Consider the following 22,325-nt stretch of genomic DNA (forward strand, 5'->3'; position numbering starts at 1 on the left):
TTGATGCGTTGATTGAGCAGCATTAATTGCGTTGCATGAAAGGTCAAGGAGACAGTCATGGCGAACGGGCTCGATGATGTGGTTGCGGCGGACACGGTGCTTTCCGATGTCGACGGCGCGGGCGGCCATCTCACCGTCCGAGGCCACTCGTTGACGGAACTCGCCGGCCGTTGGCGCTTCGGCCAGGTGGTCCACCTGCTGTTCGACGGCTTTTTCAACGAGCTTCCCGGCGACAGCGAACTGGAGCAGGCAAGCGGCAAAGCGCGCGTCGAGGTGTTCGAACGGCTGCAACCGATACTTGGCCAGCTCGCGCCGCTCGATATCTACAGCGCCATGCGTGCCGGCATAGCGCTTTTGCCAGACGGCGAGGCGCTTGCCGACGCGCTCAGGCTGATCGCGGCGCCGGCGGTGCTGACGCCAGCCTTGCTGCGGCTCGGCCGCGGCGAGAAGCCTCTTCCTCCGGATGCAAGCGCCGATCATGCCGCCGATATGCTGAGGATGCTCGGCGGCACCGCATCGCCGGTGCTTGCCAAGGCGCTCGATACCTATCTGGTGACGGTCTGCGATCACGGGCTCAACGCCTCGACCTTCGCGACGCGCGTCGTGGCGTCGACGCAGGCGGGCTTGACCTCGGCGATCCTGGCCGGGCTCGGCGCGCTCAAGGGACCGCTGCATGGCGGCGCGCCGGGGCCGGTGATCGAAATGCTCGACGCGATCGAGGCGAGCGGCGACGCCGCAGCCTGGCTGCGCGACGAGATCGCACGCGGCGAACGGATCATGGGCTTCGGGCATCGCATTTACCGCGTGCGCGATCCGCGCGCCGACGTGCTGAAGGCGGTCGTGCGTCAGCTCGGTTCCAGCAATCAGACCGGCAGCCGGCTGGCCTTCGCCGAAAAGGTGGAGCAGGTGGCGCTCGACGTGCTGAGAATCGCCAAGCCGCAGCGTTCGATCCAGACCAATGTCGAATTCTACACGGCATTGCTGCTCGAAGCGTCGGGCTTCCCCAAGGAAGCGTTCTCCAACGTCTTTGCCGCCGGCCGCGTCGCTGGCTGGATCGCGCACGCACGCGAGCAGCAGGCGACCGGACGGCTGATCCGGCCGCAGTCGCGCTATGTCGGACCGGTACCCGATCTCGTCGCCTGACATTTGGACCAAGCCCGGATGCAATCCGTCCGCTTCTGGCGGCGGAGACGTCTTTCATGACCGAAATTTCAACCGATCACGCTTGTGTGTTCGTGTTCTTGCCTTGGTTCACCCTTATATGCTGCGCTGCAACATAAGCTGACGGCAACTGCTCCGTGCGATGACGCCGGGGCATGCCGGGGTATCGAGACAAGGAACGCCATGGCGAAGAACGGCAAGGCGGAGGAAAAGAAAAAGATCAACATCGCGCTCCAGGGCGGCGGTTCGCACGGCGCCTTCTCCTGGGGCGTGCTCGATCGCCTGCTCGAAGACGGGCGGCTGGAAATCGCGGCGGTGTCCGGCACCAGCGCCGGCGCCATGAACGCGGTGGCGCTGGCCGACGGCTTCGTGCGCGGCGGCGTCGAGGGCGCGCGCAGGACGCTCGACGATTTCTGGCGCGCCGTGGCCTCGAAGGGCCGCTTCAGCCCGGTGCAGCGCATGCCGTGGGACGTGGTGTGGGGCAACTGGTCGATCGAGAACACGCCCGGCTATTTCTTCTTCGACACCATGTCGCGGGTCTTCTCGCCCTACGTCGCCAACCCGCTCGGCCTCAACCCGCTGCGCGACGTGGTCGAAAAACAAATCGACTTCGGTAATGTGCGCGCCTGCAAGTCGATGGAGCTGTTCATCTCGGCGACCAATGTCGAAACCGGACAACTGCGCGTCTTCTCGGATGGCGAGATCGACGTCGACACGGTGATGGCCTCCGCCTGCCTGCCGCAACTGTTCCGCGCCGTCGAGATCAAGGGGGTGCCCTATTGGGATGGCGGCTATGGCGGCAATCCGGCGCTCTATCCCTTCTTCAAGACGGCGGCGACCGAGGACGTGCTTCTCGTGCAGATCAATCCGGTGGTGCGCGAGGGCACGCCAAAGAGCGCCAACGAAATCCAGAACCGCATCGACGAGATAACCTTCAACGCCGGACTGTTGCGCGAATTCCGCTCGATCGCTTTCGTCAAGGAGCTGATCGCGGCAGGCCGGCTGCCGCATGGCGAATACCGCGACATCCGCATGCACAGGATCGATGCCGACGAGGCCTTCAAGGACCTCTCTGCATCGTCCAAGGTCAATGCCGAATGGGCCTTCCTCGCCTACCTGCGCGACCTCGGCCGAAGCGCGGCCAGCGACTGGCTGGAGGAGAACTACGACGCTGTCGGCAAACGCGCGACGCTCGACCTGTCGGGTGAGCTCGACGACGGCTTCAAGCCGATGCGCGGACCGGCACCGGGCCGAAGAGTCAAGGAATTCCTCGCCGCGCACATGAAGCCGGAGGCGACGCGCCGCCGGGCGTAGGTCGCTTCCGGACTCCTCCTGAACGTTTTAGTTCGTGCTGAAGCTTCCCTTGCGGAAGCGGCGACGCGCTGGATTCACCCCCGCTGCGCGAGTAGTTTACCTCGACGTAAACGGGAGGTGGCGATGCTGCAGACCAGACAGATCGGGGTCAGGTTTGAAGCGCAGTGCAGGGCCTTCGAGAAGGAGCCCTTCCCGAGCCTCGAGATGCGCAAGGACCGGCTGAAGCGCCTGCTGGCGCTGACCGACAAGCATGAGGCTGAGATCTGCGCGGCTATCGACAGCGATTTTTCCGGCCGCGCGGCGCAGGAAACACGGCTTGCGGAACTGTTCGTCGTTCGCGCCGGCATCAGGCACGCCCTCCGGCATCTGCGCGGCTGGATGCGCGAGCGCGGTGTCGCCACCAGCCTGCCGTTCCTGCCCGGACGCAACCGCCTTCTGCCGCAACCTTTGGGTGTCGTCGGTATCGTCTCGCCGTGGAATTATCCGTTCCAGCTCGCCATCGCGCCGGCGACCGCCGCTTTGGCCGCCGGCAATCGCGTGCTGCTCAAGCCGTCCGAGCTGACGCCGAAGTTTTCCGACCTGCTTGCCCGGCTGGTCGAAGAGCATTTTTCTCCCGACGAGATGAGCGTGGTGGTCGGCGATGCCGACGTCGGCAAGACATTCGTGTCGATGCCTTTCGATCATCTCCTGTTCACCGGCTCCACCGCCGTCGGCCGCCAGGTGGCGATGGCCGCGGCCGCCAATCTGACGCCGGTGACGCTCGAGCTCGGCGGCAAGTCGCCGGCGATCTTCGACGCGTCCTGCGACCTCGACACGGCCGTCGCGAGCGTCGCGTATGGCAAGCTCTTAAATGCCGGCCAGACCTGCATCGCGCCCGACTATCTGATGGTCCCGCAAGGGCAAGGTGCAGCGATTGCCGCGAAACTCGCCGCCGCGATGGCGCGGCTCTATCCGCGCCTTCGCGACAATCCCGACTACACGGCGATCGTCAGCGAGCGGCACCATCGGCGCCTGAGCGACATGATCGCGGAGGCGCGCGAAGCTGGCGCCGATCTCACCGAGGTCAACCCGGCCAATGAAAAGCTTGGCGTGGGCGACCGCAAGATGGCGCCCGTCCTGGTCAGGAATGCCGGCGAGAACCTGCGGCTGATGCGCGAGGAAATCTTCGGGCCGGTGCTGCCTATCCTCGAATACGGCACGGTCGATGACGCCATTGAGCATGTGAACCGCGGCGAGCGTCCGCTCGCGCTTTATTGGTTCGGCAAGGACAGCGCCAATCGCCAAAGGATGATGCGGGAAACCGTCGCCGGCGGCGTGACGGTCAACGACTGCATGATGCATCTGGTGCAGGAGCGGCAGCCATTCGGCGGCGTCGGCGAGAGCGGCATGGGCGCCTATCACGGCGAATGGGGTTTTCGGACCTTCAGCAAGGAAAAGCCGATCTTCGTCCAGTCCAGGCTGAGCGCCGGCGGCCTGCTCAGGCCACCCTATGGCAGGACGTTCGAGCGGCTGTTCCGGTTGCTGAACCAGATCACCTGACAGCATTTATTTTCGAAGTGGGCGCGTCCTTTGCGTGTCTCGTGCCAATGCTGCAAGTCATGGCGCGAAAAAATTCCGCATCATGCTGACGCCTACTGCCATTGGATGTTCGAGCACGTGAAAAATCTGGCTGGACTGGGAAAAGCCGGCCAGTCGAGTGTCGAAAACTGGAAAAAAGCCTGTCCGCCACGGCTGGAGGCGCAATGATGCTGCAATTTTTCTCACTATATTGCGCCGCAACTTTGAGGTAGAAGCGCGCTTCGCCGATCACGGCAAATTGAAGACGGCTTTGCGCGCACCCATATCGGCCGCGCGCCCGGGAGTCGAAAGCGCCGACCTCGCCAAGCCTGCAACGGAAAAATGACGATGCCGAAAATCAGGTTTCACAAGCTTGCAGCCATTGCTGTGCTCATCGGATTCGCTGCCTGGATGGCAACGGGCGAGTTCTCGTCCGTGGGCAGCGCCGCCGACCACCAGAAGGCGGGGGAAGCAGGTAAAGCCGCGCAAAACGGGGCCGACAAGCCGAAGACGGCGGAGGCCGAGCCGAAGGCCGCGCCACGCACCGTCGCGGTGGTGACGCCGCCGCGCAAGACCTACGCGCGCGCCATCCGCATTTCCGGACTGACCGAAGCCGACAAGCGGGCGGTGCTCGCCACGCGGGTCGGCGGCGTCATCGACAAGCTGCCGGTCAAGCAGGGCGATCACGTCAAGACCGGCGACCTGGTGCTGATGCTCGCCGCCGAGGAGAAGATCTCGAACGTCGACAACGCCAGGCAGCTCCTGGCGCAGCGCAAGGCCGAGCTCGATGCCGCCGAGCGGCTGGCCAAGACCGGCAATTTGCCGAAACTGCAGCTCGACACCGCCCGCTCGAACCTGACGGCGGCGCAGTCGATGCTGGAGACGGCGCAGGCCGAACTCGACCGCAACGAAGTGAAGGCGCCGTTCGACGGCGTCATCGACCGCGTGCCGGTCGAGCTCGGCAGCTCGGTCATGCAGGGCGGCGAGGTGGCCACGATCCTCAAGCTCGACCCGGTGATCGCGCGCGGCGAGATCAGCGAGCGCGACCTGCGCTACATCAAGATCGGCGACGAGGCCAATGTGCGCCTGGTCAACGACCAGAAGGTCACCGGCACGGTGCGCTATATCAGCCGCGATGCCTCGTCGCAGACCCGTACCTTTCGTGTGGAGGTGGCGATTCCCAACGGGGATGGCTCCATCCCCGCCGGCATGACGGCCGAGATCACGCTCAGCGCAGAGCCGACCGACGCGGTGCTCTTGCCGCGTTCGGTGGTCACCCTGGGCGACAAGGGCGACCTCGGCATCCGCGCCGTCGGCAAGGACGGCAAGGTCGCGTTCTTCCCGATCGACCTCGTCGACGACACCCCGACGGGACTGGTGCTCGGCGGCATCCCGCAGGACGCCCGCATCATTGTCGCCGGCCAGGAGTTGGTGAAGGAAGGCGATCTGGTGAAGCCCGTCGAGGCCGACCAGGCGATCATCAACAAGCTGATCAGCGAAGCCGCCGCCGGCACGCAGTAGCGCGACCGCGCGGCGCCGGCTCGACCGGCACCGCGCTGGCCCATGCCGCAGCTCCCCAGGAAACAGCAGGCATAAGTCATGGACATCGTCAGACTCGCCATCCACAACGCCCGCCTCACAATATCCGCGTTGATGTTCCTGCTCGTCGCGGGTTGGGTCGCCTATCAGTCGACGCCGAAGGAAGCGGAGCCGGATGTTCCGATTCCGATGATGTATGTCAGCCTGGTCTACCAAGGCATCTCGCCGGAGGATTCGGAGCGGCTCTTGCTCAGGCCGATGGAAACCAAGCTGAAGAGCCTCAAGGGGCTCAAGGAAATGCGTTCCGCCGCCTTCCAGGGCGGCGGCTACGTGCTGGTCGAATTCCAGCCGCAGACCAATCTGGCCACCGCGCTGCAGGATACGCGCAGCAAAGTGCAGGATGCCAAGGCCGACCTGCCGCAGGCGGCCGAGGAGCCGACCGTCACCGAGGTCAATGTCTCCGAATTCCCGGTTCTGGTCGTGACGCTCTCGGGCGATGTGCCCGAGCGCGTGCTGACCGCCGCGGCGCGTGAATTGCGTGACCGCATCGAGGAGGTGCCCGGCGTGCTCGAAGGCTCGCTGCAGGGCTCCCGCGACGATCTCGTGGAGGTCGTCGTGGACCCGGTGAAACTTTCCTCCTATGGGCTGCAGCTCGACCAGGTGATGCAAGGCGTCGGCGCCTCCAACAGCCTTGTCGCCGCCGGCAATCTCGAAGGCTCCGAAGGCAAATACGCGGTCAAGGTGCCGTCGCTGATCGAGACGCCGGAGGATGTCGCGAATCTGCCGGTCGTCGCCACGCCGAATGCCGTGGTGCAGGCCAAGGACATCGCCACCGTACGTTCGACTTTCAAGGACGCCGAGACGGTGACCCGCCTCGACGGCAAGCCGGCGATCGCCATCGAGGTGAAGAAGCGCATCGGCGCCAACCTGATCGACACGCTGAACCATGTCCGGGAGGTGTCGGACAATTTCATCAAGACGATGCCCGAAGGCATGCATGTCACCTACACGCAGGACAAGTCGGTCTTCGTCAACCAGCTGCTCGGCGACCTGCAGAACCACGTGATGATCGCGGTGATCCTGGTGTTCATCGTCATCCTCTACGCGCTGTCGGGACGCGCCTCGCTGCTGATCGGGCTTGCCATTCCCTCATCCTTCCTGATCGGCATCCTTCTGCTCGCGATGATGGGCTACACGATCAACATGATCGTGCTGTTCAGCCTCATCCTGGCGGTCGGCATGCTGGTGGACGATGCCATTATCGTCACCGAATTCGCGGAACGGCGCATGAGCGAGGGCATGCCGAAGGCGGACGCCTTCGCTTTAGCCGCCAAGCGCATGGCCGGTCCGGTGATCGCGGCGACGATGACGCGCATCGCCGCCTTCTCGCCACTGCTCTTCTGGCCCGGCATCATCGGCGACTTCATGAAATATATGCCGATCACGTTGATCGTTACGCTGTCGGCCTCGATGCTCTATGCGTTGGTCTTCGCGCCGACGCTGGGCGCCATCTTCGCCAAGGCGCCGGCGCATCACGAGGACGATCATCGTGACGGCTGGTACATGGCCGTGGTCAAGCAGGCGGTGCGCTTCCCGATCACCGTTATCCTGCTCACCGTCGGCCTGCTGGTGGGAGTCGGTTTCGCCTATTCGAAATACGGCGCCGGCGTCGAGTTCTTCCCCAGCGTCGAGCCGGATTACGGCCTGCTCTACGTGCATGCCCGCGGCAATCTCTCGCTGGCCGAAATGGATGCCGCCACCAAGACGGCGGAAAACCGGCTGCTCGGCTGGCCGGGCGTGAAGTCGGTCTATACGCGCGTCGGCAAGACGCAAGGCGGCGGCCAGGACATACCGGAAGACGTCGTCGGCGTGATCCAGTACGAGTTCGTCGACTGGCGCGAGCGCAAGTCCGCCAACCAGATCCTCGACGACCTGCGCGGCGTCATGGCCGGCATTCCCGGCGTCGATGTCGAGGTCCGCGTTCCGGAAGCCGGTCCGCCGACCGGCAAGCCGATCCAGATCAGGCTTTCGGCCGCCGACCCGGCCGGCCTCGACGACAAGGCGCGCGCGGTGGCGGCGCGCATCGCCAAGATACCCAACGTCATCGATATCTCGGACGGCCTGCCGCCGCCCGGCGTCGACTGGGCGCTCGAGGTCGATCGCGCCAAGGCGGCGCAATACGGCATCAGCCCGACCTCGGTCGGAACCGTGGTGCAGCTTGTGACCAACGGGCTCAAGCTCTCGGAGTACCGGCCGGCCGGTGCCGACAAGGCGGTCGATATCCGGCTGCGCCTGCCGGAGGACCGGCGCACGCTGTCGACGCTCGACGAGCTTCGGGTACAGACCTCGCAAGGGGCGGTGCCGATCTCGAACTTCGTCATCCGCAAGGCCAAGCCCAGCGTCGGCATCCTCAACCGCATCGATGGCGCGCGCACCGTGGTCGTCCAGGCCAATGTCAGCGCCGGCGCGCAGGTGGCGGCCGTGCAGGCGGAAGTCACCAAGGCGGTTGCCGATATGAACCTCGGCAGCGGCATCCGCTGGAAGCTTGCCGGCTCCAACGAGGACAGCGCGGAAGCGAGCGCCTTCCTCGGCAAGGCCTTCGGCGCCGCGATCTTCCTGATCTTCCTGGTGCTCTTGGCGCAGTTCAACAAGTTCACCAGCGTGTGGCTTGTCTTGTCCTGCGTGGTCATGGCGACGATCGGCGTGTTCCTCGGATTGCTGCTGACGGGCGAGGCCTTCGGCATCGTCATGTCGGGCATCGGCGTCATCGCGCTGGCCGGTGTGGTGGTGAACAACAACATCGTTCTTATCGACACCTACGACCGGTTGCGCGAGGAAGGCTGGGACAAGATGGACGCGGTGCTGCAGACCTGCCGCGAGCGCGCCAGGCCGGTGGTGCTCACGGCGGTTTCGGCCATCCTCGGCGTGCTGCCGATCGCCTTCGGCCTCGGCCTCGAAATCTTCCATCACGAGACGACGATCAACGCCCCGTCGACGCAATGGTGGATTTCGCTGTCCTCGGCGATCGTCTTCGGCCTGTCCTTCGCCACCATCCTGACGCTGGTGGTGACGCCCTCGATGCTGATGGTGTTCACCCGTGCCAAGGTGAAGCCCGGCGCCCGGCGCGGCTGGTTCAGCCGGCTGTTCCGCCGCGGCAAGGGTGAGGTGTCGACCGATGAACCGGCCGCGGAGGCCGGCGCCGAACCGGCGATCGCCTTCCCCAAAGCTGCGGAATAGCGCGCTTTTCGAAGCCCGATGACAAAAGCCGCCCGGGAACAACCGGGCGGCTTTTTCATTGTCTGTTATATTCAACCATACGGCGAGGGCTTTTCATGACGATCAGCACGCTTCTCATCATCATCCTGATTCTGATCTTGATCGGCGCGGTCCCGGCTTGGCCCTATTCGCGCGCCTGGGGCTATGGCCCGTCGGGAATCGTCGGCGTTCTTTTGATCGTTCTGCTGATCCTGTTGCTAATGGGTCGGATTTGATCGATTTGCGGCCGGGTTCCCGCAGCCCGGCCGCTTCGTTTGCAGGATGTTCCTTGCTTTGATCAGGCGGCCTGACGCGAGGATACGACGGCGATGCCGATATCCTGCATGGCCTGCGCCACCGCCTGGTTGAGCGGGGTATGTGGAATCTCGCCGATGACCTCTTCGAGCCGCGTCGAGGCCAGCCGGTGCGCCTCGAAACGCAGATAGGACATCGAGACGATCTCGCGCCACATGGCCACGAACGGGCTGCCAGCGCGCAGCACCCACCAGGGCATGAAGGTGAGCTTCAGCTTGCGGCCGAGCGCGTTCTCGGCCGCCGCCTTGATCTCGAGGTCGGTGACGGCGTGGCCCGGGAAGTTCAGCGCCTCGTAGAAACCGAGCTTGTCGAGATTGCGCGCCAGCCCGACAAAGGCGACCGCAAAGTCCGGCAGATAGGCCCATTCGTGCACGAGGTCGGCCGGACCGGGAGCGGTATAGACGCCCTTCTCCATCTTGGCGGCGACGACGAGGTCGAACCAGGAACCGCTGCCGGTGCCGCCGAAGAAGTCGCCGGCCCTCAAAAGAATGGTGCGTACGCGGCCGGCATCGGCCTCGCGCCGGAACAGCTCCTCCATAGCGCAGCGGATGCGGCCCTTCTCGGTGGTCGGATGGAACGGCGTTTCCTCGGTGATCACCCGCGGCATCGGCGAGCCGTAATTGTAGACCGTGCCGGGAAAGAGGTGCAGCGCGCCATTCGCATGACAGGCGGCCATGACGTTCTCGGCCATCGGCAGGCACTTGCCCCAGTCGGTGTAGATCGGGTTCAGGCCGTTGAAGATGATGTCGACGCCTTGCGTTGCGCGGATCAGCGACTGGCGGTCCAGCGCGTCGCCGGCGACAGCGGTTGCGCCCTTGAGCTCGGCCGGCTCCTTGCCGGTGCGGGTGATGGTGCGGACGTCGAAACCGGCGTCGATGAAGGCCTTGGCGACTACGCGGCCGAGCCGGCCATTGGCGCCTAGAATTGCGATCTTGGTCATTGTTCGTCTCCGTTGCTTGCGTTTGCCTCGCTAACTTGATGCCTCCATCATTGAATGAAAATTGACTAAGATCGGCGATCTGTTATTCATAAATGAATGATGGAATTCGACTGGAACCTGATCAAGAGCTTCGTCGCGGTTGCCGAGACCGGCAGCCTTTCGGCCGCCGCCCGCAGGCTGGAGGCCAGCCAGCCGACGCTCGGCCGTCACATCGCCGAGCTGGAGCAGGCGCTGGGCGTGACGCTGTTCCGGCGCGGCCGGCGCGGCTACGAGCTGACGGAAGCCGGCAGCACGCTCTATGAGCGCGGACGGGCGGTCAGCGAGCAGGCCAACGCCTTCTCGCTGCTGGCGCTGGGATCGGTCGAGGCGATCGAGGGCACGGTGCGCATCGCCGCCTCGGAGGTGGTCGCGGCCTGCGTGCTGCCTCGGATGACGGCGCGCCTTGGCAAGGAGGAGCCGGGCATCGAGATCGAGATCGTCGCCTCGAACCAGGTCGAAAACCTGCTGCGGCGCGATGCCGACATCGCCATCCGCATGGTCAGACCGGCGCAGAACGAATTGGTGGCGCGCAAGGTCACCGACATTCCGCTCTGCCTGTGCGCGGCGAAATCCTATCTCGACCGGCGCGGCCGCCCGACAAAGCCTGGGGACCTCGCTAACCATTCACTGATCGGCTTCGACCGCAGCGACGAGATCATTCGCGGCTTCACCGCCCACGGCATTCCGGTCGGCCGCAGCCATTTCCGCTTCAGGACCGACAACCAGATCGTCCTTTGGGAAGCCGTGCGGGCGGGAAACGGCATCGGCATCGGCCAGGAGCCGCTCGCGAACCGCAATCCGGACCTGGAAAAGCTGCTGCCGGACGTGCCCTTGCCGACCCTGCCGGTGTGGCTTGCCATGCATCGCGATGTGCGCACCAGCATGCGCATCCGCCGGGTGGCGGATTTCCTGCACGAGGAGCTGAAGCGCTACTCGGCCGGCGCCGGCTAGAGCATGATGCCGAAAAGTGTGAAGCGGTTTTCGGACGACATCATGCTCTACTTCTCTGATCCTAGAGCCGGATGATTTCAGGTCGATCCGACCTGAAATCATCCGGCTCGGCTGCGAATTCGGCGCGGTGAGCGAGGCTCGCCATCAGCAGCACGATGACCAGCAGGCCGGAGAGCGCGATGAAGATCGGGCTGAAGCTGAACCGTTCGGCGACGAAGCCGATCGCCGAGGGCGCCACCAGGATGCCTGAATAGCCCATCGTGGTGACCACGCTCATGCCGGTGCCAGACGACATGCCTTCCTGGTTGCCGCCGGCCGAAAACAGAATCGGCACCATGTTGGCGATGCCGAAGCCGCAGAAGGCGAAAGCGGCAATGGCAAGATAAGGCGAGGGCGAGAGGCCAGCCACGAACATGCCGGTGGCGGCGACAAGCGCCGAACCGCGCAGCGTCGCCACCGCGCCGAAGCGGTTGCGCACGCCGTCGCCCAGGAAGCGCATGAGCGCCATGACGCCGGAGAAGGCGGCGTAGGCGAGGCCGGCAACGGCAAGGTCGGCGCCGAGCTCCTGATGGAGGTAGAGCGCCGCCCAGTCGAGCACCGCGCCTTCGGAAACCATGGTGAGCAGCGCCATCAGCCCCACCAGATAGACGATTGTGTGCCTCGGCAGGGTGAATTTCTGGTGTTCGGCGACCTGCGATCTGTCCTCGGCGACGAGATAGCGAATGGCAAAGGCGACGAGCGCCAAGGCAATCGCCGTCACCGCAATCGCGTGCGCGAGATGACCGTAACTCTGGATGGTGTAGCCGCCAAGCGCTCCGCCGGCGAAGCCGCCGAGACTCCAAAAGCCATGCGAGGACGACATGATGGCGCGCGACAGCCTCCGTTCGACGACCACGGCATTGGAGTTCATGGCGACATCCATGCCGCCGATCGAGCCGCCGAAGATGAGCATGGCGATGGCCGCAAGCGACACGTTGGGGGCGAGCGCGACGACTAGCAGGCCGAAGCTGCCGCAGAGGGCGAACCAGAGCAGCACAGCGCGCGAGCCATGCCTGGAAATGAGGTGGCCGCACCAGGTCATGGCCATCACCGCGCCAACGCCGAACAGCAGGATCAGCAGGCCGAGCGTGAATTTCGAGATGCCCAGCCGGGTGAGGAAAACCGGGATCTGCGGCGCCCAACTGCCAGTCAAAAAACCGTTGGCCAGGAATATGCCGGCAACGGCCCAGCGGCCGCGCGTCGCGGCTGGCATCGTGGTCTGCAGGCTCATGCTCTGAAATCCGGTGCGCCGGTGGATTTTTGCGGGCAAATTAGATCGATTCAATCAGCAGTCAAGCGCTGCCGGCCGAAAGTGCTTGGGCCAAGCCGCCTCGGCGATGCGGTGCTTCCCGCACGCATCAGAACGCGGCACAGTCGCAGTGCCAATTCCCAGACACAGGACCCGCATGACCGCCCTGCTCCCCGCCGAACTCGCCTGGTATGCTACCGGCCGCTTCTATCGCGCCAATGATGGCGCGGTGGCCGACTACGGATATTTCCTGCATCTACCTTTCCTCGACGTGCCGCTGTTCGACGGCAAACGCGCGGAGACGGCCGCGCATTTCACCTTCGCCGCAAAGCCATTCAAGGCCCAGGAGATCGACAACGGCGCACTGTCGCTCGGGCTCGATCCGGTGGGGGAGTTCTCCCTTTACCTGCAGCGCCGGCCGATGGGGACCTTCGACGATCCGGCTTCGTTCGCGCAGGGCGAATGCATCGCCACCTTCCGCCGCACCAGCCTGGTGGCGGGCACGACGGTCTCGGTTTCCGCCGGTACGACGATGGTGCAACTGATCGGCACCAACGTGTTCTCCGCGCGCATGGTCGCCAGCAGCACATTTGAGTTCGGCGGCGGCCGCCACGATCTCGCGCATCATCTCGGGGAGGGCGTCACCCAGTTCGGCACCTCCGCGGCCACGCCGATCGCGCCGCCGCCGACCGGTTATGATCTGGTGCTGCCGTTCACGGGATCCGCCATAGCGCTGGGCCGATCTGGGTAGGCGCGCTCAAGCAGGATCGAGGCCTCCGTTAGTGATCCCTGGGGCGCTTGGCCTCGAACTCGGCCTTCTTGCCCTCGGAGGCCTCGGTCTGATTGAGCGCCTGCCATTCGGCATAGGGCATGCCGTAGATGATCTCGCGCGACTCATCCTTCGACAACGTCACGCCGTCCGCCTCGGCGGCCTCGCGATACCAGTTCGACAGGCAGTTGCGGCAGAAGCCGGCGAGGTTCATCAAGTCGATGTTCTGGACGTCGCCGCGCTCGCGCAGGTGCTCGACCAACCGGCGAAAGGCGGCGGCTTCGAAATCGCGTTTCTGCTCGTTGCTGAGTTCGGCCATTGCATGGAACTCCGTGGGGCTTAAAGCGCGTCGCAATCTTTCAGATTCGCTCCATGCGCTTAGGTTTTCGATTTTTGTGCATGTCTTTATCCCGAAACCGGTACCCCCTTTCGGGAGACATGCACTGACGCCCGTCACACTGGGCCGGTGCGCGAGCCGAACATCTTCACCTCGTGTATATCGGCACGGCGGTCGATGGCGTCAACGATCGGGGCCAACCGCTCCGCCCATGCAACGGCGCCGGCGCGATCGGCGATCAGGTCCTGGCGGATCTCGATCAGCGCATGCGCATAACCGTTGACGATGGCGTGCCGGAACATGGTGTCGCCGCGCAGCGCGCCGTCATAGGGCTCGTTGTCGCCGACGACAAGCGCCTTGTCCTCGGCCAGCATGTCGATCAGCGGCCGCGCCGCGCGGTCGTCGCGGTCCCACAGGATGCCGACATGCCACGGGCGAATGAAGCCTTGCATGCGAGGGGTGAAGGAATGCACCGAGAAGATGAACGGCGCTTTGCCGGAGGCATGCGCCACCGAGGAAATCATCGCGCCGACGGCGTCGTGATAAGGCCGGTAGAAGCGGTCGAGCCTTTTCTCCCGCTCCTGGGCGGCCATCGGATAATTCCCTGTCACGACGGTGCCGTCATAAAGCTGGCGGATCAGCGTCGGGTCGTCCTCGCCCCGGTTGGGGTCGATCAGAAGCCGCGAGAAGCCGGCGAGCACGGCCGGCGCGTCGAGCGCCGCCGCCAGCTCGCGCGTCACCGTCTCGACGCCGATGTCATAGGCGATGTGGCGCTCGAACTCCTCCGCCGGCAGGCCGAGGCTGCCATATTCGTCCGGTACATCCCGGCGGGCGTGATCGGCCAGAAGCACGATGCCTTTCTTGCGATCGCCTTCGACAATGTCGAAAGGCGCGAAAACTGTGGATCGGGTCATCGGCTGAAAAACGGTCTGTTCGCGGGCTTCCAGGCGGGGTGGTATCGTCATTCCACGAAGAGGACTGAGGCGCAATGCCGTTGTTTGGCCACGGTTTCTGCAAAAGAATCCCTGACGGGACGACTTACCGCGCGCTGAACCCTTCTAAATCGATTGGAATTGAACAAAACGGCGCGTTGACATGCGCCCGGAGTTTGCTGAAAAGGGGCTTCGAGAGATGCAGATGTGGTTCGCGAAGGGATTTGGAATGGGTTTCGCCGGCAGGCCGCGCAAGCGCCTGACCCTGCCGCTCCTGATCTTTGGCGCGGGCCTCGGCGCGCTTTGCGCGACCTCGTCGGCGCGCGCCGACTTCCGCGTCTGCAACGCGACACAGAATCTGGTGGGCGTCGGAATCGGCTATCGGGCGAAGGCCGGCTGGATCACCGAAGGCTGGTGGCACATCGAAGGCTCGACCTGCAAGACGCTGATCGAGGGGCCTCTGTCATCAAGGTTTTACTATCTTTATGCGGAAGACGCCGAGCGTGGCGGGCGTTGGGACGGCCCGATCAACATGTGCGTCGCCGAAAAAGAGTTCAAGATCGCCGGCGTGAATGATTGCGTCGCCCGGGGCTTTCAGCGCGCCGGATTTCAGGAATATGACACGGGCGAGCAGGCAAGCTGGATGGTCCAGCTGACCGACGAGCCCGCACCGGGAGGCGCGCCAGCGGCCCCCGCTCCGGGAACAAACAATCAATGAGACGTAACCGCAAGGTCAAGATCCTCGCCACCATCGGTCCGGCTTCCTCGTCCGAGGAGATGCTCAAGAAGCTGTTCGAAGCGGGCGCCGATGTCTTCCGCATCAATATGAGCCATACCGACCACGAGCTGATGCGCACGCTCGTCGGCCGCATCCGCGCCGTCGAGGCGGCCGTCGGCCGGCCGATCGGCATTCTCGCCGATTTGCAAGGACCGAAGCTCAGGGTCGGCAAGTTCGCCAACGGCAAGGAAGCGCTGACCGTCGGCCAGACCTTCACGCTCGACGACAGTCCGGAACCCGGCACGTCCAGCCGTGTCTACCTGCCGCATCCGGAAATCCTGAGCTCGGTCGAAGCCGGTCACCGTCTCTTGATCGACGACGGCAAGCTGGAGCTCAGGGCGGTGAAGAGCGACGGCAAGTCGATCGTCTGCACGGTCGTCGCCGGCACCTCGATCTCCGACAAGAAGGGCGTCAGCCTGCCCGACACCGACCTGCCGGTCGGCGCGCTGACCGAAAAGGATCGCGCCGATCTCGACGCGGTGCTCGCGGCCAGCGTCGACTGGGTGGCGTTGTCCTTCGTGCAGCGGCCCGAGGATCTGGCCGAAGCGCGCAAGATCGCGCGCGGCAGGGCGCTGATCATGGCCAAGATCGAAAAGCCGCAGGCGGTGGCTCGCCTTGCCGAGATCATCGAGCTCTCGGACGCGCTGATGGTCGCGCGCGGCGATCTCGGCGTCGAGATGCCGCTCGAGGCCGTGCCCGGCATACAGAAGCAGATCACCCGCGCCGCGCGTCGCGCCGGCAAGCCGGTGGTGATCGCGACCCAGATGCTGGAATCGATGATCACCGCGCCGGTGCCGACCCGCGCCGAGGTGTCCGACGTGTCGATCGCCGTGTTCGAAGGCGCGGACGCGATCATGCTTTCGGCCGAATCCGCGGCCGGCGCCTATCCGGTCGAAGCGGTCGCCATGATGAACCGCATCGCCACCAAGGTCGAAGCCGACCCGACCTATGCCGGCATCATCAACGCGCAGCGCTCGGAGCCGGAAGCGACCGGGGCGGATGCGATCTCGCTCGCCGCGCGCGAGATCGCCGAGACGCTGAAACTGTCGGCGATCATCTCCTACACGGCTTCCGGCACCACGGGCCTGCGCGCCGCGCGCGAGCGCCCGCAGGTGCCGATCGTGGCGCTGTCGCCGATCGTCAACACGGCGCGCCGGCTGTCGCTCCTGTGGGGCACGCATTGCGTGGTTTCTGAGGACGCCACCGACCTCGACGACATGGTCGACCGCGCCTGCCGCATTGCGCTGGAAGAGGGCTTCGGCAAGCCGGGCGACCGCGTCATCATCACCGCGGGCGTGCCGCTGAGGACGCCAGGCTCGACCAATATGCTGCGCATTGCCTATGTCGGGTCGGAGACGCACTGATCTGCAGCATCAGTGATCCGTACCATCAGCCCGGCGCCAGTTCGGCGTCCGGCACCTTGAGTTCCGGATATCTGCCGGCGCCTTGCGCGTCACCAGCGATGCGGCTTTCCACGGCGCTCGCCATCGCCTGCAAGTCGACGGACGCGCCGGCAGCCCTTTCGACGGCGCCGACGACGAGGTCGGGAGCGGTCCAGTCGGGCTTGTGGCCGAGATTGCGGACCCAGACCAGCTCGGCGCCGGGGATGTCGCGTCCGAGGCCGACGGAATGGATGGTGGCGTAGACCACCTTGTCGCGATCGCCCGAGATGACGACCGTCGGCGCCTTGATCTCGCGGTAGCCCGGCGAAGCCGCGCGCACATAATCGTAGAGCTGTGCCACATCACGGGCGTTGGCGCGGAACGCGCGCGGCCTCAGCACCAATGGGATCGCGGCCTTGCCGATATAATCGCCCGGCACATGGTTTGGCGAAAAGACACAGGCCGTCGCGCTGCCGATCTGCAGCATGCCGGCGGGGTAGGCAACCGTCTCGGAAAACAGCCAGCCGACCGCCGGAACGGCCGTCAGCCTATAGTACCAAGCGGTCGCGCCGCCCGGCCAGGGATGACTGACGGGCGCAAGAAAAACGAGGCCGAGCGTCTTTTCCGGATGCTCGCGGGCAAAGGCGGTGGTGATCGCGCCGCCGAAGGAATGGCCGACGATAATCGCTCCGGTGATGCCAAGGCGATCCATCAGCGCGGCGACGGTGTCCGCCTGTGCCGCCAGCGTTTCGTTGCGGCCCGATCCGCGCTCGGACCAGCCGAGGCCGGGCCGATCGAGGAACAGCAGCTCGGCACGGCCCTCGAGCAGCGGCCTCAGCGGCAGCATCTGATCCTTCAGATTGGCGCTGGCGCCATGGATGAAGACGACCGGCGGCAGGTCGGCGCCGGCAGGCGCCGGAATGTGGACATAGTGGATGCGGGTGCCGTCGATGTCGGCGAATTCACCGACCGGAGGGTTGCGGCGCTCGATCAGCCGGACACCGGCACGGGTGATGCCGGCAAGGGCGAACAGGAGCGCAATGAGGAAGAGAAAGGCAGCGCAGATGAGGTTCATGCGGGGAGATACGGGTGGGGAGGGAGTTTAGGTTCAGGCAGTAGGGAATAGGGCAAGGAAAGAAAGCCCTCTGCCTACTGCCTAAATTCCCTCACCTGCCAGTTCCTCCGACAGCGTCGAAACCTGGTCCTGGGCGCTGCGCATCATCGGATAGATGGCGAGCACCTTCTGCCAGGCTTCCAGCGCGGACTGCTTGTGGCCGGTTTCGGCCATGATTTGCGCCAAGCCGGAAAGGGCGCCGAAATGGCGGGGTTCGAGCTGCAGCGTGTGGTCGATGTCCGACATCGACTTCCCGTAATTCTTCATCAGGAAATGCACTGTGGCGCGGCGATTCCAGCCTTCGGCATAGCCGGGCTGCAAGGTCACCACCTGGTCGAGGAAGTCGAGCGCGACGTCGAATTTCTGGTCTTCCGTCGCCTTCTGCGCCCACTGCATCATCAGGTCGATGGAGGCGCTGCCGGACTGGTTCCACTCATTCCAGATGCGGCCGGCGATGCGTTCGGCGGCCTTTTCGTTGCGCTCGCGCTTGAGATCGACAAAGAGCTGGTCGAGTCGTCCTTGCCTGGTCGAGGCGACCGGCGGCGGCGTGATGGCGGGCGGCGGCGAATTGGTGGGCGGTTGGGCGGCGGGCGGCGAGGCGGGCTCCTGAGTCCATGCGGGCATGGCTGTGCCGAGGAGGAGCAGGGCGGTGAAAGAAGCAAAAAGAGTCCGCATCGCCGGAATCTAATGCCGGACGGCGGATCGTCAAAATGATTTTAGCGTGAGAAGGCCGGCGAACCGGCAATCGACATCAGCGGGCGCGGCGCTTGGTTCGCTTGGTTGCGCCGCGCGCAAGCGTCAGCCCTGGCGCGCCTTGTAGCGCGGAGCGGTCTTGTTGATGATGTAGATGCGGCCCTTGCGGCGAACCAGCCGGTTGTCGCGGTGACGCGCCTTGAGCGCCTTGAGCGAATTCTTGATCTTCATGGTCTTGCCTGTTCGGTCGGGGGCCCGGTCCCGGGCCGAATTTTAAAGGCGCGCCGAAAAAGCGCGCCTTTTGAACTTGCGTGGCTCATAAACGAGGAGCCTTGCCCCTGTCAACCGCAAGCGCGCAACTCGGACGCCGCGAACGACGCACCTCATCAAATATTCGCCATCGGGTCGCGCCGCATTGCGCGACTCGGGAGCGGCTGGAATGCTGGCGCGACGCAAAGCGATTGGAGATCCAGCATGCGCCGTCTCTTTCTGCCCGCCTGCCTTATCCTTCTCGCAACGGCTTCGGCTGCGTGGGCCGAGGACTGCGACCGCAGCGACGACAGTCAGTCGATGATGAATATCTGCGCCGATGCCGATTATCAGGCGGCCGACGCCAAGCTCAACGCCACCTACAAGGATATCGTCGGCCGCAACGACGAGAAGGCCAACAAGCTACTGCAGACGTCGCAGCGCGCCTGGATCGCCTTCCGCGACGCCGAATGCGCCTATTCGACCGCCGACAGCGAGGGCGGCTCCATCCACCCGATGGAGGTTTCGCAGTGCCTGACCGAGCTCACCAACGAGCGCATCAAGCAGCTCACCTCGGGTCCCAACTGCCAAGAAGGCGATCCGAGCTGCGCCAGCCCGGACGAGGACGAAGACCAGGACGTGCAGTAGGCGCGGAGCTAAAGCATGTCTCCCGAAAGTGGGAACCGGTTTCGGGACAAAGACATGCGCAAAATCAAAAGCCTAAAGCGTACGGAGCGAATCCGAAGGATCGCGACGCGCTTTAAGGTCTGTTCGTCGCAATTCCGGACGGAAAACCGCGATGTACTTTTCCTGGGCACTTTTCCTGGAATTGCTTCAGCGCCTGATCCGGGTGAAATGGCCCATCTTGCGGCCGGGGCGGGACTCCGCCTTGCCGTAGAGATGCAGCATCACATCGGGCTCCGCGAGCAGCGCCGGTACCTTCAGCATGTCGTCGCCAACGAGGTTTTCCATCACGCAGTCGCAATGCCTGGCAGGCGAGCCCAGCGGCAGGCCGGCTACGGCGCGGATATGCTGCTCGAACTGCGAGACGACGCAGGCCGCTTCCGTCCAGTGGCCGGAATTGTGGACGCGCGGCGCCAGCTCGTTGGCCAGCAGTGAGCCGTCGGCAAGGACGAAGAACTCGACGCCGATGATGCCGACATAGTCGAGCGCCGCGAGGATTTTTGCCGCCGCATCCTTGGCTGCCGCGGCGGTTTCCGGACCGATGCCGGCCGGTATCGTCGATATGCGCAAGATACCGTCGCGATGCACATTCTCGGCCGGATCGTAAGCGGCGACAGAACCGTCCAGCCCGCGCGCGGCGATCACCGAAATCTCGCGCTCGAAGGCGACGAGCGATTCGAGGATCAGCGGCACATTGCCCATCGCCTCGCAGGTGCCGGCAAAGCCGCCTGTCTCCATGTTGCGGAAGACGCGCTGGCCCTTGCCGTCATAACCCAGGCGGCGCGTCTTCAGCACGCCGCTGCCGTTGAATTTCTTCAGCGCCAGCGTCAGCTGGTCGTCATTGTCGACGGGGCAGAATTCCGCCGTCGGAATGCCGATGCCGTTCAGAAAACTCTTCTCGGTCACGCGATCCTGCGCAACTTCGAGCGCGCGGGGCGGCGGATAGACCGGGACACGCGCGGCGAGCGCCTCCGCCGCTGCGACCGGGACATTCTCGAATTCGTAGGTGACGACGGCGCTGGCGGCAGCCAGCTCGGCAAGCGCCGCCGGATCGTCGTAGTCCGCGGTGATCTGCCGGTTGGCGACCTGTGCCGCCGGGCAGTCGGCCTGCGGCTCCAGCACGATCGTGCGATAGCCGAGGCGGGCGGCCGCCATTGCCAGCATGCGGCCGAGTTGGCCACCACCGTTGATGCCGATGGTCGATCCCGGAGCCAGGCTCACGGCGTATCCGCCGGCTCGCTGGCGACCTTGGCGGTCTGGGCGGCGCGCCAGGCGTCGAGCCGCGCGGCGAGCTTGTCATCGTTGAGCGCCAGCACAGCCGCGGCAAGAAGCGCCGCGTTGGCGGCGCCCGCCTTGCCGATGGCTAAAGTGCCGACCGGAATGCCGGCCGGCATCTGCACGATCGAGAGCAGCGAATCCTGCCCGGACAATGCCTTGGATTCGACCGGAACGCCAAAGACGGGCAGCGGCGTCATCGCCGCCGTCATGCCTGGCAAGTGCGCGGCGCCGCCGGCGCCGGCGATGATCACCTTGTAGCCGGCAGCCTTGGCGCCCTTGGCGAATTCATAGAGGCGGTCGGGCGTGCGGTGCGCCGAGACGATCAGCCTTTTGTGCGGGATGCCAAGCGCATCCAGCGTTTCGGCCGCCTGGCGCATCGTCGCCCAGTCGGACTGGCTGCCCATGATGATGGCGACGTCGGCACGCTGATCGGTCAAGGTTTTCGCTCCGCGGCGGCAAAGGCGCGCCTTAGCGGAATTTGCCGACAGCCGCAAGGATTGTCGCGGCTGCCTGCATAGCCGATAGAGCCTAGTCCGGCCAGCGCAGCGCGCCGGCCGAATCCTTGCGCGCGGCTTTCATCGCATCGGCCGGACGCTCCTTCGCCGTCAGCACGGCGCGCAATCGTTCGGCGACGATCTCGGCCTCGCCGGGATGCAGGTTGCAGGGGTCGAGGAAGAAGTGGCCGCGTTCGACCTCGTGGTTGCGCACGATGACGGGGGGCGAACCGGCGGCGAGCGCGGAGGCAAGGCCGGCGGCGGTGAAGCGGCTTTCCGGTCGCACGAACACCTGCAGGCGGTCGAGCGGATTGCCGGTCGGGTCGGGCGCGATCTGGGCGCCAATGCCGGGAATGCCCTGCAGCGCATCCTTCCAAAGATTGAGCGCCGCCTCCTCGCGCCGGCGGATGCCGGCATGGTCGCGCTTCTCCCAGGCTTCGAGCGCCGCCATGGTGCCGGCGATGCTCTCCTTGCCGACTTTCATGGCCCGCGCGACACCGCGGTTCTGCAGATAGGCCGCGCGCACCAGGTCCTTGCGGCCGGTGACGATGCCGCTGGTCGGGCCGCTCAGGAATTTATGGCCGCTATAGACGACGATGTCGGCGCCGCGCGCCAGGAAACTGCGCAGATCATATTCCGAGGCCGCGTCGACGATCACCGGAATGTTTTTGGCGTGACAAATCTCGCAGAACTCCTCCAGCGAAAGCATGCCGTATTGCACCGTATGGTGCGCGACGACGTACAGTGCCGCCGCCGTGCGCTCGTTGATCGCCTCGCGCACATGATAGTCCTGCGTGACGCTGACGGTGCCGGCGGGAATAACCTTGGCGCCGGCGACGCGGATCGACTGGTCGATCGGCGCGCCGTAATTGACGATATGGCCGAGCTGAATCACGACCTCCGACTTCAGGCCTTCGGTGTCGTCCGGCAGCCGTTCGATCGCCAAGAGGTTCGTGCCCGTCATCGCGCCGGCGATCGCCATGGTGATGCCCGAGGCGCAGCAGGCGGTGATGAAGCCGGCCTCACCGCCGGTCAGGCGCGCGACGATGGTGCTCGCGGCGCGCTGCAAATCGTCCATCTCCACCCATTGCGAGGCGATCTCGGCCATGGCGCTGATCGCCTCGGGAACAATGATCGAGGCACCGAGCGTGGTCATCGTGCCGGAGACATTGATGATGGGCCTGAGCCCCAAGCGTTCGCGGATCGTGGCGTTGGAGCCGGTGTCGGAATAGGTTTTCATGGCAGTAGATCCTAAT

21 protein-coding genes are annotated in these 22,325 nt (G+C 65.0%); 11 read left to right on the plus strand and 10 right to left on the minus strand.

Features of this window, described 5'->3' with window-relative positions; all coding sequences use genetic code 11:
• Positions 1-57 precede the first annotated feature (57 nt).
• The 6 genes from P9236_RS20275 (at position 58) to P9236_RS20300 (ending at position 9,062) form a co-directional block, all read left to right on the plus strand.
• Positions 58-1,143, plus strand: coding sequence for a citrate synthase/methylcitrate synthase (locus tag P9236_RS20275; protein WP_278076269.1), 1,086 nt, complete (start codon positions 58-60; stop codon positions 1,141-1,143).
• A 201-nt stretch (positions 1,144-1,344) separates the two neighbouring features.
• Positions 1,345-2,475, plus strand: coding sequence for a patatin-like phospholipase family protein (locus P9236_RS20280; protein ID WP_278076270.1), 1,131 nt, complete (start codon positions 1,345-1,347; stop codon positions 2,473-2,475).
• Positions 2,476-2,598: 123 nt separating this feature from the next.
• Positions 2,599-4,014: a coniferyl aldehyde dehydrogenase gene (locus tag P9236_RS20285; protein WP_278076271.1), complete on the plus strand. Its 1,416-nt coding sequence runs from the start codon at positions 2,599-2,601 to the stop codon at positions 4,012-4,014.
• A 366-nt stretch (positions 4,015-4,380) separates the two neighbouring features.
• Entirely contained in the window at positions 4,381-5,553 is a 1,173-nt protein-coding gene (locus P9236_RS20290) for an efflux RND transporter periplasmic adaptor subunit (RefSeq protein WP_278076272.1), read from the plus strand.
• Between the two features lie 78 nt (positions 5,554-5,631).
• Entirely contained in the window at positions 5,632-8,808 is a 3,177-nt protein-coding gene (locus P9236_RS20295) for an efflux RND transporter permease subunit (RefSeq protein ID WP_278076273.1), read from the plus strand.
• A gap of 95 nt (positions 8,809-8,903) precedes the next feature.
• Entirely contained in the window at positions 8,904-9,062 is a 159-nt protein-coding gene (locus tag P9236_RS20300; RefSeq protein ID WP_071094864.1) for a DUF3309 family protein, read from the plus strand.
• Between the two features lie 62 nt (positions 9,063-9,124).
• Here the strand turns inward: P9236_RS20300 and P9236_RS20305 are convergent, their stop codons facing one another.
• The gene (locus P9236_RS20305; protein WP_278076274.1) at positions 9,125-10,081 is read right to left on the minus strand and encodes an SDR family oxidoreductase; all 957 of its coding nucleotides are present in this window, start codon (positions 10,079-10,081) and stop codon (positions 9,125-9,127) included.
• 96 nt (positions 10,082-10,177) lie between these two features.
• Between P9236_RS20305 and P9236_RS20310 the strand changes: the two genes are divergently transcribed.
• Positions 10,178-11,071 (plus strand): LysR family transcriptional regulator, encoded by an 894-nt coding sequence (locus P9236_RS20310; protein ID WP_278076275.1) that lies wholly within the window; start codon positions 10,178-10,180, stop codon positions 11,069-11,071.
• Positions 11,072-11,132: 61 nt separating this feature from the next.
• On the opposite strand, the gene P9236_RS20315 is transcribed toward P9236_RS20310, so the two are convergent.
• Positions 11,133-12,341, minus strand: coding sequence for an MFS transporter (locus P9236_RS20315; RefSeq protein ID WP_278076276.1), 1,209 nt, complete (start codon positions 12,339-12,341; stop codon positions 11,133-11,135).
• Between the two features lie 175 nt (positions 12,342-12,516).
• Between P9236_RS20315 and P9236_RS20320 the strand changes: the two genes are divergently transcribed.
• Positions 12,517-13,110 (plus strand): hypothetical protein, encoded by a 594-nt coding sequence (locus P9236_RS20320; RefSeq protein WP_278076277.1) that lies wholly within the window; start codon positions 12,517-12,519, stop codon positions 13,108-13,110.
• A 28-nt stretch (positions 13,111-13,138) separates the two neighbouring features.
• Here the strand turns inward: P9236_RS20320 and P9236_RS20325 are convergent, their stop codons facing one another.
• Both P9236_RS20325 and P9236_RS20330 read right to left on the minus strand, forming a co-directional pair.
• Positions 13,139-13,447 (minus strand): DUF1244 domain-containing protein, encoded by a 309-nt coding sequence (locus P9236_RS20325; RefSeq protein ID WP_278076278.1) that lies wholly within the window; start codon positions 13,445-13,447, stop codon positions 13,139-13,141.
• Between the two features lie 134 nt (positions 13,448-13,581).
• Positions 13,582-14,379, minus strand: coding sequence for an N-formylglutamate amidohydrolase (locus tag P9236_RS20330; RefSeq protein WP_278076279.1), 798 nt, complete (start codon positions 14,377-14,379; stop codon positions 13,582-13,584).
• A 247-nt stretch (positions 14,380-14,626) separates the two neighbouring features.
• On the opposite strand from P9236_RS20330, the gene P9236_RS20335 reads away from it, so the two are divergent.
• Positions 14,627-15,115 (plus strand): DUF1036 domain-containing protein, encoded by a 489-nt coding sequence (locus P9236_RS20335; RefSeq protein ID WP_278076397.1) that lies wholly within the window; start codon positions 14,627-14,629, stop codon positions 15,113-15,115.
• A complete protein-coding gene (gene pyk / locus P9236_RS20340) occupies positions 15,112-16,539 on the plus strand; it encodes a pyruvate kinase (RefSeq protein WP_278076280.1) in 1,428 nt (475 codons plus the stop codon). The genes P9236_RS20335 and pyk overlap by 4 nt, the downstream gene beginning before the upstream one ends.
• A gap of 25 nt (positions 16,540-16,564) precedes the next feature.
• Here the strand turns inward: pyk and P9236_RS20345 are convergent, their stop codons facing one another.
• The 3 genes from P9236_RS20345 to ykgO all read right to left on the minus strand — a co-directional run bounded on the left by P9236_RS20345 (position 16,565) and on the right by ykgO (position 18,595).
• Positions 16,565-17,632 (minus strand): alpha/beta hydrolase, encoded by a 1,068-nt coding sequence (locus tag P9236_RS20345; RefSeq protein WP_278076281.1) that lies wholly within the window; start codon positions 17,630-17,632, stop codon positions 16,565-16,567.
• 81 nt (positions 17,633-17,713) lie between these two features.
• Positions 17,714-18,346, minus strand: a complete 633-nt coding sequence (locus tag P9236_RS20350; RefSeq protein ID WP_278076282.1) for a hypothetical protein — start codon at positions 18,344-18,346, stop codon at positions 17,714-17,716.
• A gap of 123 nt (positions 18,347-18,469) precedes the next feature.
• Positions 18,470-18,595: a type B 50S ribosomal protein L36 gene (gene ykgO, locus P9236_RS20355; protein ID WP_040974291.1), complete on the minus strand. Its 126-nt coding sequence runs from the start codon at positions 18,593-18,595 to the stop codon at positions 18,470-18,472.
• 243 nt (positions 18,596-18,838) lie between these two features.
• On the opposite strand from ykgO, the gene P9236_RS20360 reads away from it, so the two are divergent.
• Complete coding sequence (locus P9236_RS20360; RefSeq protein WP_278076283.1) at positions 18,839-19,261, plus strand: lysozyme inhibitor LprI family protein; 423 nt, start codon at positions 18,839-18,841, stop codon at positions 19,259-19,261.
• Between the two features lie 186 nt (positions 19,262-19,447).
• On the opposite strand, the gene P9236_RS20365 is transcribed toward P9236_RS20360, so the two are convergent.
• From P9236_RS20365 to P9236_RS20375, 3 genes are all read right to left on the minus strand, one after another.
• Positions 19,448-20,518, minus strand: coding sequence for a 5-(carboxyamino)imidazole ribonucleotide synthase (locus tag P9236_RS20365; protein WP_278076284.1), 1,071 nt, complete (start codon positions 20,516-20,518; stop codon positions 19,448-19,450).
• Complete coding sequence (gene purE, locus P9236_RS20370; protein ID WP_278076285.1) at positions 20,515-21,012, minus strand: 5-(carboxyamino)imidazole ribonucleotide mutase; 498 nt, start codon at positions 21,010-21,012, stop codon at positions 20,515-20,517. The genes P9236_RS20365 and purE overlap by 4 nt, the downstream gene beginning before the upstream one ends.
• A 91-nt stretch (positions 21,013-21,103) precedes the next feature.
• Positions 21,104-22,309: an aminotransferase class V-fold PLP-dependent enzyme gene (locus tag P9236_RS20375; protein WP_278076287.1), complete on the minus strand. Its 1,206-nt coding sequence runs from the start codon at positions 22,307-22,309 to the stop codon at positions 21,104-21,106.
• Between the last annotated feature and the right edge of the window lie 16 nt (positions 22,310-22,325).

This window comes from Mesorhizobium sp. WSM4884 (assembly GCF_029625675.1).
In the GTDB taxonomy this organism is placed as follows: domain Bacteria; phylum Pseudomonadota; class Alphaproteobacteria; order Rhizobiales; family Rhizobiaceae; genus Mesorhizobium.

Excerpts from the sequence above, each read along its gene's own strand:
- P9236_RS20275 (WP_278076269.1), top strand. The coding sequence starts at position 58 with ATGGCGAACGGGCTCGATGATGTGGTTGCGGCGGACACGGTGCTTTCC.
- P9236_RS20280 (WP_278076270.1), top strand. The coding sequence starts at position 1,345 with ATGGCGAAGAACGGCAAGGCGGAGGAAAAGAAAAAGATCAACATCGCG.
- P9236_RS20285 (WP_278076271.1), top strand. The coding sequence starts at position 2,599 with ATGCTGCAGACCAGACAGATCGGGGTCAGGTTTGAAGCGCAGTGCAGG.
- P9236_RS20290 (WP_278076272.1), top strand. The coding sequence starts at position 4,381 with ATGCCGAAAATCAGGTTTCACAAGCTTGCAGCCATTGCTGTGCTCATC.
- P9236_RS20295 (WP_278076273.1), top strand. The coding sequence starts at position 5,632 with ATGGACATCGTCAGACTCGCCATCCACAACGCCCGCCTCACAATATCC.
- P9236_RS20300 (WP_071094864.1), top strand. The coding sequence starts at position 8,904 with ATGACGATCAGCACGCTTCTCATCATCATCCTGATTCTGATCTTGATC.
- P9236_RS20305 (WP_278076274.1), bottom strand. The coding sequence starts at position 10,081 with ATGACCAAGATCGCAATTCTAGGCGCCAATGGCCGGCTCGGCCGCGTA.
- P9236_RS20310 (WP_278076275.1), top strand. The coding sequence starts at position 10,178 with ATGATGGAATTCGACTGGAACCTGATCAAGAGCTTCGTCGCGGTTGCC.
- P9236_RS20315 (WP_278076276.1), bottom strand. The coding sequence starts at position 12,341 with ATGAGCCTGCAGACCACGATGCCAGCCGCGACGCGCGGCCGCTGGGCC.
- P9236_RS20320 (WP_278076277.1), top strand. The coding sequence starts at position 12,517 with ATGACCGCCCTGCTCCCCGCCGAACTCGCCTGGTATGCTACCGGCCGC.
- P9236_RS20325 (WP_278076278.1), bottom strand. The coding sequence starts at position 13,447 with ATGGCCGAACTCAGCAACGAGCAGAAACGCGATTTCGAAGCCGCCGCC.
- P9236_RS20330 (WP_278076279.1), bottom strand. The coding sequence starts at position 14,379 with ATGACCCGATCCACAGTTTTCGCGCCTTTCGACATTGTCGAAGGCGAT.
- P9236_RS20335 (WP_278076397.1), top strand. The coding sequence starts at position 14,627 with ATGGGTTTCGCCGGCAGGCCGCGCAAGCGCCTGACCCTGCCGCTCCTG.
- pyk (WP_278076280.1), top strand. The coding sequence starts at position 15,112 with ATGAGACGTAACCGCAAGGTCAAGATCCTCGCCACCATCGGTCCGGCT.
- P9236_RS20345 (WP_278076281.1), bottom strand. The coding sequence starts at position 17,632 with ATGAACCTCATCTGCGCTGCCTTTCTCTTCCTCATTGCGCTCCTGTTC.
- P9236_RS20350 (WP_278076282.1), bottom strand. The coding sequence starts at position 18,346 with ATGCGGACTCTTTTTGCTTCTTTCACCGCCCTGCTCCTCCTCGGCACA.
- ykgO (WP_040974291.1), bottom strand. The coding sequence starts at position 18,595 with ATGAAGATCAAGAATTCGCTCAAGGCGCTCAAGGCGCGTCACCGCGAC.
- P9236_RS20360 (WP_278076283.1), top strand. The coding sequence starts at position 18,839 with ATGCGCCGTCTCTTTCTGCCCGCCTGCCTTATCCTTCTCGCAACGGCT.
- P9236_RS20375 (WP_278076287.1), bottom strand. The coding sequence starts at position 22,309 with ATGAAAACCTATTCCGACACCGGCTCCAACGCCACGATCCGCGAACGC.